This is a genomic window from Arcanobacterium haemolyticum DSM 20595 (assembly GCF_000092365.1).
Classification (GTDB): domain Bacteria; phylum Actinomycetota; class Actinomycetes; order Actinomycetales; family Actinomycetaceae; genus Arcanobacterium; species Arcanobacterium haemolyticum.
Window position 1 is genome coordinate 24,722 of the sequence record NC_014218.1, and the last position, 14,028, is coordinate 38,749.

Below are 14,028 nucleotides of genomic sequence, written 5' to 3' on the forward strand. Positions count from 1 at the left end.
TATCATGTTCCTCTCTCAGAGCAGAATGTGGGACGCCCACAGCGCATGGCTATCTTTCTGCACGGTAAGATGCTTCCCGTGCGTGATCTATCTTTTGAAACACTTTCCGTGATCGAATCTGCCACTATACGTGCCGATATGATCGATTTTTGGCAGCGAAACACTGAGGCGGGTGCAGCCATCGGTGCACAAGCTGGAGATCCCCTATCTCACTATGAGGCTTTGCTTGCTGACCATGAAAAAGCTATGGCTGAAGGCAAAGCGTGGCTGTGTGTGATGCGTGATGCGGATTCTGGTGATTTGCTTGGTTTTGCGTGGTGGGCGCTTGGGGTTCCGGAAGGGCAGCCGGAGCACATTGCCACGATTAAACGCCTCCAGCTCCATCCGGAACGCCAGGGTGAAGGGCTGGGCAAGGCATTACTGGATTACCTGCATTCAGAGAGCGTACTGAATAGGCTTGGGGATCAGGTTGATTTCTTACACCTGCAGTTCCGTGCTGGGCGCGGGCTTGGCCGGTTGTATGCCAAGTATGGGTATGAGATGAATCTCCGCTGGGATATGATCCGCAAGAATGAGGCAGGGGAATACGACGGCTGGATCGAAATGATCCGCCGCCGTGACGGCCAACCTATGCCTGAGGTTCGCTGGTAGGTGTGATTGGGCGTGTGAGCCGTACAAGTAGTTGCGGCAATACACGTACCAGATATTCGGTGAGGTTCGTTTTTCCTTCGGAGAGCGCCAGGTTCATGGAGCGTTCTGCGGCTGCAAGAATGAGTTCGGTGGTGTCATCGAGCGGCAAAATATATTCGCGGCCGATAGCAGCGATGTTGACTTCGAGTGCATGCCCGAGTTCTTCTTTGAATGCGTTTGCGCCTTCACGAAGTGGCGTATCTTTGTCTTCTGAGCGCGCAAGATAGATGGTTAATTCCATCGCAAGCAGGTAGAAATCGCGAGAAAGCGGGAGTGCATCGAGGATGCGTTGTGCCAGTTTTCCGACTGCGGTGATGGTTGCGTCTTCTGAGGTTTCGCGGGCACTGGCGATATCTTCTGATGAGAAGGTTTTGTTCATGGCGATCATGATGCTAGCCCATTGGTTATCTGCCAATGTTTGGATGAAATGATCCATGTCTGCAAAGTTCGAATAGAAGGCGCCACGGGAAAAATCGGCACGTTCGCAAATATCCCCGACACTTGTTCCCAAGATACCTTTTTCGATAATCAGAACAGAGCCTGCATCTAACAGTTTAGTGCGGGTGCGTTTTCTGCGTGGTGATAAGGGTGTGGCAGCGAGCTTTGTGATCGTTTGGCGCCGAAGTGATCTGGTGTGGATTTCCATGTGGACTCCTTTATCTACTGGAGATTAGTCTACCCCATCACTCGATACAGGTGTGTATTGAACGGTTTGGATACATAGGTGTATCGTTTCGGGTGGATAAGGCAAAAGGAGAATCGATCATGATGACACGTTTGAAGGGGCCACGTTTAGGAACCGCGATTGTTATTTTCGCGGTAGCGTTGATCCCGTTGCTATACGCAGGCTTACTCACGATGACGTACCAGAACCCCACGAATCGCCTCTACACAATGACGGCAGCGATCGTGAACGAGGATCAGCCATACTCTGGCACACTGGTAACCGGTACGCAAGAAACGTTTTCGCTTGGGCGCGAATTGAGCGACGCCCTAGTTCACCCCGAATCTGGCGAAGATGTGGGTTTCACCTGGAAAACCATGGATCGTGATGAAGCTACGCGCCGTCTGAACGACGAACGAGTGCGCGCGATCCTCTACATTCCGCGCGATTTTTCCAAGAACGTTGCGAAGATTGGTACAGACATCGGTTCGTCTGCCACACAAGAGTTGCGTTTAGTAACCGACGACGGCGTGAACTACCTAGCCGGCACCATGGCGAAAACCGTATCTGAGGCCATGACGAACCGTATCAATGAACGCGGAGCCACACGGATCACTGATCGCCTGCTCGTCTCCATTGAAAAAGTACGCACCGGTTTGACTTCTGCTGCAGACGGTTCTGCTACCCTGGCCGACGGCACAACCAAATTGACCGATGGCACTAAGAAGTTTGCCGATGGGCTTGGGGAACTCTCCCGAGGAACAGGTGAGCTTTCGCGAGGAACTGGCCGCCTCGTCGTCGGCATGAATGACCTTGCCAACGGAACCGTGACCTTAAGTGACGGACTCACGCGACTCAACGCCGGAGCCGGGCGCGCCGCTGATGGTTCTGGGAAACTATCTGCAGGTTTAACCGACCTGAGTGCAGGGATCACTAAAGCGAAAAACGGAACCGCGGACGTGAAAAACGGCGCCGATCAACTAGCCGGTGGAATCCACCAACTCACCGCTCATGCAGGCCAACTAGGCGATGGCGTAACTAAACTAGACCAAGGAGCACAACAACTTCTGCCAGGAATCAACGCATATACTGCAGGTGTTGACCAAGCGCAGGCAGGAAGCGCCAAACTCGCAGGCGCCGCTGCAGCACTACCTGACGCCCTCAATAACATGAGTGACGGCGTAGGAAAACCCGGAGACTACACTCCTACTAATCCAGAATCAGCCACCAAGAGCCTCACAGCTGGAGCTGAAGCCCTCAACGCAGGACTAAATAAACTACATTCTGGTGTTACTCAACCGAATGGCACCACCCCTTCCTTGCAACAAGGAGCAACTCAATTAGCAGGACTAACTAAGCTACTGACCGACTCGCTTTCTATGATTGATACTAGCGATGTTCAGAAGCTTGGAGCCGGAGCTAAAGACCTACTGCAAACAACGAATTCCTACACCGAAAGTGTGGATAAGTTGGCGCAAGGATGCGAACCTAAGACGTCGGAAACTTGTGTTGGCCTCCAGAAACTTGCTGAAACCTCAGGAAAATTACGTGCCGGAACGAAAGTTGTTGAACAAGGCGCATTTTCAGTCACAACCAAAATCCAAGGCTTCGAACCGTTTACCAAAATCATGGCGAAACTGACCGAAGGAACCCAAGGACTCAAGCAAGGAATTGACCAGGTAGCAGACGGATCCGCACAACTTCGCGACGGAAGCGCCAAACTCACCCAAAGCCTCGCTCAAGCAAGCCAAGGGATAGGTGAGTTGAAGAAGAAGGTGGGAACGGCGTCGTCGGCAGGAGACGGAACTCTGCTCGGTGGAATCAACGATCTCAACGCGGGACTCACCAAGATCAGCGGAACCAACGCCGCGCAATCGGAGAAACTGCGCGCCGGAACGCGGGCGCTTGCCGACGGAATTGGGAAAATGAACGGGAAACTGCCCGAACTGACAGCGGGCGTCATCAAACTGGACCAAGGTGCCGGAAAACTTTCTGCTGGAATGGGCGAACTGTCCTCCGGAATGACCGCGCTTTCTGACGGAGCAAACACGGCGGCAGGAAAGTCGCGCGAACTGGCCACCGGCTTGGGTGAGTTGAAGAATGGGGTGGAAACGGCGTCGAACGGAGCGAATAAACTCGCGTCTGGAAGCCAAAGCGCGAAAGACGGCGTGCAGGCACTCGATCAAGGTGCCCACAAACTCGACGCGGGTGCTGCCGAAGCTGCCACCAAAGCAGGCGAACTCGGCGGCGCCGCAACGAAACTCAACGACGGAGCCCACAAACTCCACGACGGCCTAGCAGCAGGCGCCCACAAAATTCCGCAACTGACCACGCCACAACAAAAGAACGTGGCCGAAACCGCTGGAAAAGTCGTGCACGTGCAACCTGTACGCGAACACGCCGTAGCAAACAACGGGGCGGGATTCACGCCAATGTTCATGTCGCTGGCACTGTGGGTGGGAACAATCGCGCTCTTCCTTGTGCTACCGGCGCTCGATCACGACGAACGTGCGCGCGGCCGCTGGGTGCGAGCAGTAACGCGACCTGCGGTAACTGCAACGTTGCTCGCGATCGTTCAAGCAGTAATCATGATGGTTGTTGTAAACGCGATGGGTGAGCTCCATGCGGCAAACCTGGTTGGGTTGAGTGCTCTCGCTGTGCTTGCCAGCATCTGCTTCATGGCGATCAACCAGGCGTGCGTGGCTGCGTTCGCGTTCCGTGGCCGCTTCCTATCGATCGTGTTGCTCAGTTTGCAGATCACATCCATGGGTGCAACGTTCCCGATCGAAACCGCGCCGCGATTCTTCCAGTGGATCCATTGGTTCCTGCCGATGAGTGATACGCAACTTGCGTTCCGTTCGCTCATCGCCGGTGGGGGTGTGGATGGCATAGTTGGGAAAACAGTCCTAGTACTTGTGTTCTGGACTGTGGTTTCGTTTACCATCAGTCTATTTGCCTCAAAAGTGAGGATTGTGCGGAATAGTCCGCGTGTTCACGACGAGGCACTTGCCCCTACTGCCGGTTGATATTTCAGTGGATGTGCACGAATGTGCAGTGTGATGATTTAACGAAGAAAAGTCTCACGTTTTACAAACGTTGGGAAATCAACGAAAAGTAAGGGTATCGAAATATACTTACGGAAATCGTGGGATTTGTTCGTTTTGCCGTTTGTTAATATCGCTAGGTTATCTGACAATGGAATCATTCCATTACTTTTGTCCTAGGAGAACATTTGTATTCAACGGTGATGCACGCGGTCACTTTCGTGCCGTCCACTGAGTCCATTGGCGGCTCAACCGTCCTATCCGCACTGGTAGGTATTTTGCCGCTTATCGCATTCTTCATCATGCTTGGCGTGTTCAAGATGAAAACACACTGGTGCGCGCTCGGATCCCTCATAATCGCACTCATTATCGCGGTTTTCGGATTCCAGATGCCAACAGCAATGGCTGCGAATTCGGCACTCTTCGGTATGGCGTTCGGCATCATGCCGATCCTCTATATTGTTGTTGCGGCTGTGTGGCTCTACAACCTCACGGTAGATTCTGGACGTGATGAAGATGTCCGATCCGTCTTCTCGGCAGTAGGAAAGGGCGATATCCGTATCCAAGCCCTCCTCCTCGGCTTCTCATTCTGTGGCCTCCTCGAAGGCCTTGCCGGCTTCGGTGCGCCAGTGGCCATCGTTGCCGCAATGATCGTTTCGTTGCGAATCGATCCAATCAAGGCCGCGCTCGTGACCATGGTCGGTAACGCCATTAACGTTGGATTCGGAGCTATGGCTATTCCAGTCACTACTGCTGGAAAGATCGGCGGGGTCTCCGGTGCGCAAGTTGCCAACACCGCGTCGTCCCTCACCCCATGGATCATCGTTCTGGTGCCATTCCTTCTGCTCCTCATCCTTGATGGCGCGCGTGGAATCCGCCAACTCTGGCACGTGGCACTCCTGCAGGGAATCGTCACCGCAATCGGGCACTTCGTGGCCGCACACTACGTTTCCTACGAACTCACCGCAGTATTCGCATCCCTCCTCGGGTTCGCGGTGGTTGCCGGCGCACTCGTGCTCCTTACCCCAACCACTCCGGAAGAATGGCGCTCCGAATCTTCCGCAGAAGGCGTGCCAAACGCAGGCCGCATCACCCTTGCACTCATGCCATACTGGTTAGTTGTTGTGATCTTCGCGATCGCCAAGCTCTGGACAATCGGCGTGAACATCCCGGAAACTCTGGCAAAAACCACCATCCCAGTGGAATGGCCAGGTCTCTATGGATCGCTCCTCACCCACACCGGTGAACCATCAACTGGTGCGATCCTCAACGTTCAAACGCTGTCTAACCCAGGCACAATGATCGTGCTCACCGCACTGATCGTCTCACTTGTGTACGGAATCAACTCCACCGAACGCTTCACGTTCAGCTTCGGCCGCGGCTTTGCCGTTTTGTTCAACACGATCCACGCGCTACGCTGGTCGCTCCTCACTATTGCGCTGGTGATGGCCCTCGCATACGTCATGAACTTCTCCGGCCAAACCGCCGCAATCGGTGCTGCACTCGCAGCAACCGGCGCAGCATTCGCATTCCTGTCCCCAATCCTTGGCTGGATCGGAACCGCCGTTACTGGTTCGGCAACCTCCGCGAACGCACTCTTCGCCTCCCTCCAGTCCACAGCGGCTGCCGGTGCGAACCTAGATCCAAACGTTCTCCTATCCGCCAACACCATCGGTGGCGGCCTAGGAAAGATCGTTTCTCCACAAAACCTTGCTATCGCGGCTACCGCGATCAACAAGCCAGGATCAGAAGCAGAAATCTTGCGCAAGGCAGCCCCGTTCTCTGGAACGTTGCTCCTTATCTTGTGCGTTCTCACCTTCCTGGCAACGCAAGGAATTGTGCCAATCGTTCAATGATGCACCTAAACGTCTCATGATGCACGTAATCGTTCAATGATGCACCGATAAGAAAGAAAAGAAATGAAAGTAGCACTATTTGCAACTTGTATTGCGGACGCCATGTTCCCGCAGGCACCGCAGGCAACAATGCATCTACTCAAACGCCTTGGGGTTGAAGTGTTCTTCCCGGAAAGCCAGGCTTGCTGCGGGCAGATGCACATCAACACAGGTTACTATCCAGAAGCGATGCCGCTTATCAAGAACCATGTGAAGACCTTCGAACCAGTTCTTGACGGCGAATGGGACGCGATCGTTGTTCCATCCGGTTCCTGCACCGGTTCCATCCGCGAACAGCAGGAAATGGTTGCTAACACGCTGGATGATCACCCGTTGGCAGTGAAGGCCGCTGCGATTGCAGAAAAGACCTTCGAACTGTCCGAGTTCCTGATTGACGTTCTGGGAACTGACGACGTCGGCGCATACTTCGCTCACCGCGTCACCTACCACCCAACCTGCCATTCGATCCGCGTTGCAAAGGTTGGCGATAAGCCACTCCAGCTCCTGCGCAAGGTTGGTGGCATAGATCTGGTTGATCTCCCAAGCGCCGAATCTTGCTGTGGCTTCGGTGGAACCTTCTCTTTGAAGAACCATGAAACCTCTGCATCGATGTTGACCGACAAGATGAACAACATTATTGCTACCAAGGCTGATGTTCTCGTTGCAGGCGATTACTCCTGCCTCATGAACATCGCTGGTGGTCTCTCTCGTAACCGTGCTGGCATTCGTGCAATGCACCTTGCAGAAGTCCTTGCCGGTACTCAAGATGAGCCATGGTCGGCTCCAGAAACAACCACGAAAGCTGGTGTGTAATGGGTACGTTTTTAGGTATTCCGAAGTTCGGGAAGCGCCACAACGAACAGTGGGTCAATGGCGATCCGTTGCCAGAGCACACACTCGATTGGGGCACCGCTTTCCCACAAGGTGCAGCAGTTACACTCCGTGATAACCAGCTGCGCAAGAACCTTCGCCACGCAACCACCGTTATCCGTAACAAGCGTGCACAGCGTGTTGAAGAAATGCCAGATTGGCAGGCACTGCGTGATGCCGGTTCGGCCATTAAGCACAAGACCATGAGCAACCTTCCACAGTTGCTGGCACAGATGGAAGAAAACGTCACCAAGCGTGGCGGTATCGTCCACTGGGCACGTGACAAGGAAGAAGCCAACAAGATTATCCTTGAAATCCTTCGCGAAAAGAACGCTGAAGAAGTTATCAAGGTCAAATCCATGGTTACTCAGGAGATCAACCTCAACGAGGCTCTTGAGAAGGAAGGCATCGTTGCCCACGAAACCGATTTGGCTGAAATGATCGTTCAGCTCGGTAAGGATATGCCATCCCACATCGTGGTTCCAGCAATCCACCGCAACCGTGCGGAAGTTCGTGAGATCTTCAACCGTGAAATGAAGGATCTTCCAGCTCCAATCGAAACCACGGAACCACGCGTTCTTGCTATGGCGGCCCGCGCACACCTCCGTGAACTCTTCTTGAAGACGAAGGTTGCTATCTCCGGCTCCAACATGATGATTGCTGAAACCGGAACTCTTTCCGTGTTCGAATCTGAAGGCAACGGCCGTATGTGCTTGACCCTTCCAGAAACCCTCATCTCCGTTGTTGGCATCGAAAAGATGGTTCCAACCTTCCAGGATGCTGAAGTCTTTGCTCAGCTCCTCCCACGCTCCTCCACCGGTGAGCGCATGAACCCATACACCTCGATGTGGACCGGCGTTACCCCAGGTGACGGCCCTCAGGAATTCCACCTCGTTCTGTTGGACAACGGCCGTACCAAGGTTCTGGCTGACGAAATCGGCCGCCAGGCCCTCCACTGCATCCGTTGTGCAGCATGTATGAACGCATGCCCAGTGTACGAACACGTTGGCGGCCACGCATACAACTCTGTGTATCCAGGCCCAATCGGCGCAATCCTCACCCCGCAGCTTCTTGGCGCGATGGATCACCACGATCCAGCATCGTCGCTCCCATACGCATCTTCGCTTTGTGGTGCGTGCTACGAAGTGTGCCCAGTGAAGATCAACATTCCAGAAGTTCTGGTTGATTTGCGCCACCGCATCACCGAAGCCAACCGTGGCGGTATCCCAGATATTTGGGACGTCTCCATGAAGGCCGCTTCCAAGGTGATGGGCAACGGCAAGGTGTGGGCTGCCGCCACTAAGGGTGTGAAGGCAGGGCGTACCGTGGCCGGTAAGGATCGCAAGATTCACAACGTTCCACTCCCAATCGCTAAGCGGTGGACCATGGTTCGTGACGTTCCTGCGCCACCAGCACAAACATTCCGTGAATGGCTCAAGGAAGAGCAGAAGAAGGAGACCGAAAAGTGAGCAGCGCACGCGACGAAATCATGCAGCGCATTAACGATGCGCTTGCCGCCTCTCAGCGCGAACCAGCACCGGAACCACCACGCGAATACATTCGCGAAGGCGAGTTCGCTCCAGGTGCGCCTGAGGTAATCGACGACCTGATCGAAAAGCTCGTGGATTACACCGCGGTTGTTGTGACTACCGATGAAGCCGGCATCCCAGATGCTATCGACAAGTACTTGGAAGACGTCTCCTCGGTGGTTGTTCCTCACGGTCTGAACGACGAATGGAAGGCTGCGGCTGGCCGCAACGGCCGTTCCGTTTCTGAAGATTCCCGTGAAAAGGCACTCGGCAACTACGATCTGGACAAGATCGACGCCGTTGTGACCGCTTCCCGCGTGGCAATCTCCATGTCCGGCACCATTGTTCTTGACGGTGAACCAGATCAGGGCCGCCGCGCCATCACCTTGGTGCCAGACACCCACGTGATCGTGCTCCGCGCTAAGGACGTGTACCCAACCGTTCCACAGGCCGTTTCGGTTCTCAACGAGAACCCAACCCGCCCAATCACTTGGATCGCTGGCCCATCCGCCACCTCGGACATCGAACTTGTCCGTGTTGACGGCGTTCACGGGCCGCGAAACCTGCGCGTCATCATCGTGACTGACTGATTGGGGTTTGGCTGGCTTGGGCTCGCATGAAGCGGCTTGAGCTAGCCTGGCTACCTACCTTGTAGCTAGCCATAACCAACTCGGAGTTTGAATAGCTGAGCTCGGGGGCCGGATCTTGGATTTTTCCAAGATCCGGCCCCCGTTGGCGTCAGCAGGTGTTGGCGCCAACGTGTGCTGACACTAGCAAGATGTCCTGGCGGACGTTTGCCGGACCGGCATCAACTGGGGTGCATGGGCGGACACTAGCCGTGCGCTGATTAAGCCCCGATCGACATAGGGAGGCAGTATTTTGAGCCAAAAATGCTGCGTTTTCGTGAAAATCATGGGTCTGGCGCTTCCATATGTCCGATTTCAATAACTTATGGGTTGGTAATGCTGATTATTTCGAGAGTAGTGGCAATATTTGCCACTACTCTCGAAATAATCAGGGAGCACGTCGTCGCTAACGTCATCAAACGTGCTGGATCCCGGCTACTCGATCCCGGCTACTCGCCCAAAAATTTTCCGGCTCCCGGGCGCGAACGCGAAAAATCGAAAACGTACACCACATTGGCGAAGAAATGCAAGTGAAATTTGGCGATTTCATGCCAAAAAATCACGCGGCATAAACATCCATATGAGCAACCTAACTTAACAAACCGTAATCAGGATTTTTTCAGAATATTTCCAGCTAGCGTCTATTAATATAGGCGATTGTGTTTGGTCTTTGCAGCCGCTTGGTTGCAAAGACATTTTGTTTGACGATAGGGAGAATAACGGTGGCAATGCGCGTGCAGCATCCTGGGAAGACGACGTCTTTCCGCCGATCAGTTACTAGTTTTCTGGGAGCGGCTCTACTTTTTGGACTGGGCGGGTTGGTGCCGGCTTATGCGGCGAATGGCACTTCGGGCGCTGCCGAGGCTCCTGCTCCTGGGGCTAAAATCATGGCTACCCCAGAGACTCTTCCGAACCAAAATGGAAAAAATCTTCCAGAAATCGAGATCGGTGAGGTCACTGGTCAGCTCGTTGGGCACACGACTAAGGGCCATCCTGAATTAGATGCGGGTAACAAGATCCGTTTTGGGGTTGCTACTACTCAAGGCGGTCAGGCTATTCCTAGTGGTGAAACACGCGATATGATTTCTACAGGAAAATCGCCAGAGGTTAAAAGTGGTGAAAATAAGACTGCTCTGGTCTCTCATGGACAACCGTTTCAAGTGATTCCAAAAAAAGAAGATGAAAACTACTTTCTTAAACTGGGATCTAGTATGGAATATGAGCTAGAACATAATAAGACTTATATTTTTGAGAGATATTCAGGTCAAACGACCATACGTTCTGCAGGGACATCTAACAGATTTCAGTTGACAGAAGCTCAGTCAGACTTAGTTAGTCGCATAAAGAATCTTGATGTAAGGCAGTATGTTTTTTATGCTGGAGCGTGGTATCCACTGCGTACTAGCCTGTATCCACCGTATACTCGCCTGAATCCAAACGAACGGATTGAAGATAAAGGTATTCATTACTTACCGAAAAAAATAAAAATGGGTCAACTTGGTGATGGCTACAACATCGGTAATGGGCACAGTGTATTGGCTTTTAAGCCAATAGCGAATGAGTATAAAGTGAAGCCTGGAGAGAAGTTTCCTATTGGTATGTTCACTCATTACAACAATCGAGTAACGATTGTTTCTGGAGCTCCAGGGGTGTTTTTAGGAAATATTAAAGTTGGAATTCTAGGTCAAACGTTTTCATTCCCCTATACATTAACCGAGACAGATAATGGAAATGATTCGACAGCAGATGAAGCAGATGACACGTTATCGTTTGACAAAGAAACAAATCTCGAAAAGAAAATTACAGTAGGTAACGTTGAATATACCTTACGCCTTCATGGATTTTCGCAGGCAAATGGACATAAATGTGAGAATAAAATTGATGATTCTCAGATAGACAAACCTTTGAAAACAAAAGAAAATCAACAAACTTCTGGGTGTCTGTGGGCTTCACTAGAACAAGTTCGTACCTTGCAGATCTCGAAAGAATTAGTCAATGGGCCTGAGTCTGAAAATAAAAATGAATTTAGCTTTGGTATTGATTCTAGAGACGTGACTTTCAAAGACCCAGAAAAAGATCTACAAAATCTAAAGGCTAAGCCAACAACCACCGGAAAAGGTGGTCGCGCGAAGGTGTTTACGACCCCGGCGAAGTTTGTTGTGGGTAAGGAACTCTCGATCGAAGAGAAGGACCTTCCTGCGAATTGGAAGCTGGATTCAGCGAAGTGTTATGAGGGTTCAGACAAGGATGAAAAGAAACCGTTAATGGGTGTGACATTAAAAAACACCAAATTGACTCTGCCAGCGAACTTGTATGCAAAAACTACTGAAGACCTTCCGATCACCTGCGTGTTCACCAACAAGTATGATTCCCCAAAGGCGAAGCTCACACTCAAGAAAGAAGTGAAGAATGAATTTGGTGGGCAAGGTGTGCTTGATGAGAAGTCATGGAGCGGAAAGCTCACTGCACAACGTGTTGACAATTCTGAAGGAAAACCAACCGTTCATTCAGGTGCGTTTGAATTCAAGGACGGCAAGTGGCAGAAGCAGGAAATCGATCCAGGCAAATATGAACTCAAGGAAGAAACGCTTAACGGATATGCGTTTGAATCTTTGGTTTGTAAAGATGCGAAGAAGCCTGAGAAATCAGCCGAATCACCGATTGAACTTGTGACTGCTGGAGACAAGCACTTCATCGACCTGAAGCCCGGCCAAGACGTTGAGTGTACCTTCACCAATAAACAGATCCCAGGCGAAATCACCTGGGAAAAGGTTGATGCCGAAGCCAAAGAGAAACTTCTTGAAGGCTCCGAATGGACGCTTGTTCGTAAAGGTGGCACAGACAAAGACAAGATCACCGTCGTCGAAAATAGCGAAAAAGATACCGAAAAAACCAACGGAAAGTTCCACGTGAAAAACCTTGCGTGGGGTGAATGGGAACTCGTCGAAACGAAGGCGCCGTTTGGATACTTGATTGATGCGTCGCAGAAGAAGACCATCACAATCGGCCCGGACAAAACGCAACAAAACCTAGGCAAGATCGAAAACAAAAAAGCCCACACGCCAGTCATCCCACTGACGGGCGGTATGGGAACGCAATCAATCGTGCTCGGAGGGCTGTTCCTCCTGGGCATCGCAGGATTCGCAGTTATCCGTTCACGGCGCGCGCACGCCTAAAAATACAACGAAAAGGAAACGTTAATGACCAAGAAAATCTTCCGCAAAACGGCGATCGCGATCGCGATTGCGCTTGTGGGCGTAAGCACAAGTGGCGCGTTGGCAGCGGGCGCGGAAAATAAAGGGAACGACGACGTTCGGGTCGAAAATATTGGCACGTACAAGCGTGGTAGCGTCACCGTTTTTAAGAAGGGAGCGGAGAACGACGAGGCTGCGAAAACCGGCGATCCGAAGGATAAGAAACCTCTTCAAGGCATCACCTTCAAGATCGAAAAGATCAAGGACATCGATCTGACCAAGGTCAAGGGATGGAAAGACGTTGCGAAGCTGACGGCCGCTGACGTTAAGCCTGAACGTCTTGATACTGAGAAGGCTGAGAGTGCGGTGACAAACTATGAAGGCAAAGCCAAATTTGGCCGCCTGCCCCTGGGCGCATACCTGGTCACCGAAACCTCGATCGGCAAGCAGTTCGTGAAGAGCAAGGCGGAGCCGTTCATCGTGACGATCCCACGCCCGAAGGCTGACAATATGCCGCTTGGCACGCCGGAAAAGATTGACGGATGGGAGTACGACGTCGTCGCCTATCCAAAAAATGTTCTTTCGGAACAAACACAGTTTTCCAAGAAAGCCGTAGCCGTTGACGGCTTGGAAAAGAAAACGGAGGTGGAGCAAACGGGCGTTGTAAAGTCTGATAAGGCGGGCGCGAAGGTGACGTGGGAACTCGCATATGATATCCCTGACCTGGCCGAATATACGGAACTGACGCTGGTGGATACGTTGCCGGCGGGTGCGACGCACGTGACTGAATCGCTCGTCTTGGATTCGGTGATGTTGTTGCGTTCCGATTACGAGCGCACGGAAGCGGACGGCAAAGTTACATTTAAGTTTACTTCCAGTGGTTTGGCGAAACTCAAGGCGGGAATGAAACTTACGGCAAAGATTGAGACGACGCACGTCGACGCGACTGGAAACGTTGATAATTCGGGCGAATTGACTATCAATGGAAACAAGTTCACCAGCAAAGATTCCGTGTATTTCCAAAAATTTGAGGTGACGAAGCAAGACGCAACCTCGCAGCAGCGGCTTGCGGGCGCGAAATTTGATATTTACGACGACGTTAATCGCAACAAAAAGCTGGACTCGGCGGATCGTAAGATCGGTTCATTCGTGACTCCCAAGGGCGGCGTGAAGGAAATGAACGTTTACCTGGGCCGTGGCGATTCGGAGTCCGTGTACCGGACGATTCTTTTGAAGGAAACGGAGGCGCCGGCGGGATACTTGTTGCCGTCTGACGCGGTGACCGTGGTGGAACTGGCCGCGATGGGGGAGCCTGCAACGGCGAAGGTTGCTATCGACAACTACAAGCCGCTGGTTCCGGGGTTGCCGCTGACGGGTGCATCTGGGATTGTGGCGATGAGTGCGATTGGCGTGGGATTGCTAGGGCTTGGCGCGTTTGCGGTTCGTCAATCGCGGAAGGCGCGGCAGGGCGTGGAGGATTGATGAGCGGCCAGAGAAACGCTTATTACTCTAGGTA

General features: G+C 52.4%; 9 protein-coding genes. 8 read left to right on the forward strand and 1 reads right to left on the reverse strand.

Annotated features, from left to right (window positions below; all coding sequences use genetic code 11):
• Positions 1 to 45 precede the first annotated feature (45 nt).
• On the forward strand, positions 46 to 651 hold the full coding sequence (locus tag ARCH_RS09160) for a GNAT family N-acetyltransferase (protein ID WP_013169282.1): 606 nt from the start codon (positions 46 to 48) through the stop codon (positions 649 to 651).
• Here ARCH_RS09160 and ARCH_RS00095 read toward each other — a convergent pair.
• Entirely contained in the window at positions 629 to 1,336 is a 708-nt protein-coding gene (locus ARCH_RS00095; RefSeq protein ID WP_013169283.1) for a TetR/AcrR family transcriptional regulator, read from the reverse strand. The two genes, ARCH_RS09160 and ARCH_RS00095, sit on opposite strands and share 23 nt — an antisense overlap.
• Positions 1,337 to 1,455: 119 nt before the next feature.
• Here ARCH_RS00095 and ARCH_RS00100 point away from each other — a divergent pair, with 119 nt between their 5' ends.
• The 7 genes from ARCH_RS00100 to ARCH_RS00130 all read left to right on the forward strand — a co-directional run bounded on the left by ARCH_RS00100 (position 1,456) and on the right by ARCH_RS00130 (position 13,994).
• A complete protein-coding gene (locus tag ARCH_RS00100) occupies positions 1,456 to 4,380 on the forward strand; it encodes a YhgE/Pip domain-containing protein (protein ID WP_013169284.1) in 2,925 nt (974 codons plus the stop codon).
• Between the two features lie 221 nt (positions 4,381 to 4,601).
• Positions 4,602 to 6,254: an L-lactate permease gene (locus ARCH_RS00105; RefSeq protein ID WP_187286518.1), complete on the forward strand. Its 1,653-nt coding sequence runs from the start codon at positions 4,602 to 4,604 to the stop codon at positions 6,252 to 6,254.
• Between the two features lie 63 nt (positions 6,255 to 6,317).
• Positions 6,318 to 7,106, forward strand: a complete 789-nt coding sequence (locus ARCH_RS00110; RefSeq protein ID WP_013169286.1) for a (Fe-S)-binding protein — start codon at positions 6,318 to 6,320, stop codon at positions 7,104 to 7,106.
• Entirely contained in the window at positions 7,106 to 8,632 is a 1,527-nt protein-coding gene (locus ARCH_RS00115) for a LutB/LldF family L-lactate oxidation iron-sulfur protein (protein ID WP_013169287.1), read from the forward strand. The genes ARCH_RS00110 and ARCH_RS00115 overlap by 1 nt, the downstream gene beginning before the upstream one ends.
• Positions 8,593 to 9,282: a LutC/YkgG family protein gene (locus ARCH_RS00120; RefSeq protein WP_049765777.1), complete on the forward strand. Its 690-nt coding sequence runs from the start codon at positions 8,593 to 8,595 to the stop codon at positions 9,280 to 9,282. The genes ARCH_RS00115 and ARCH_RS00120 overlap by 40 nt, the downstream gene beginning before the upstream one ends.
• Before the next feature lie 764 nt (positions 9,283 to 10,046).
• On the forward strand, positions 10,047 to 12,494 hold the full coding sequence (locus ARCH_RS00125; protein WP_231958047.1) for a prealbumin-like fold domain-containing protein: 2,448 nt from the start codon (positions 10,047 to 10,049) through the stop codon (positions 12,492 to 12,494).
• Positions 12,495 to 12,518: 24 nt separating this feature from the next.
• Positions 12,519 to 13,994 (forward strand): SpaH/EbpB family LPXTG-anchored major pilin, encoded by a 1,476-nt coding sequence (locus ARCH_RS00130; protein WP_013169290.1) that lies wholly within the window; start codon positions 12,519 to 12,521, stop codon positions 13,992 to 13,994.
• The last annotated feature ends 34 nt before the right edge of the window (positions 13,995 to 14,028 follow it).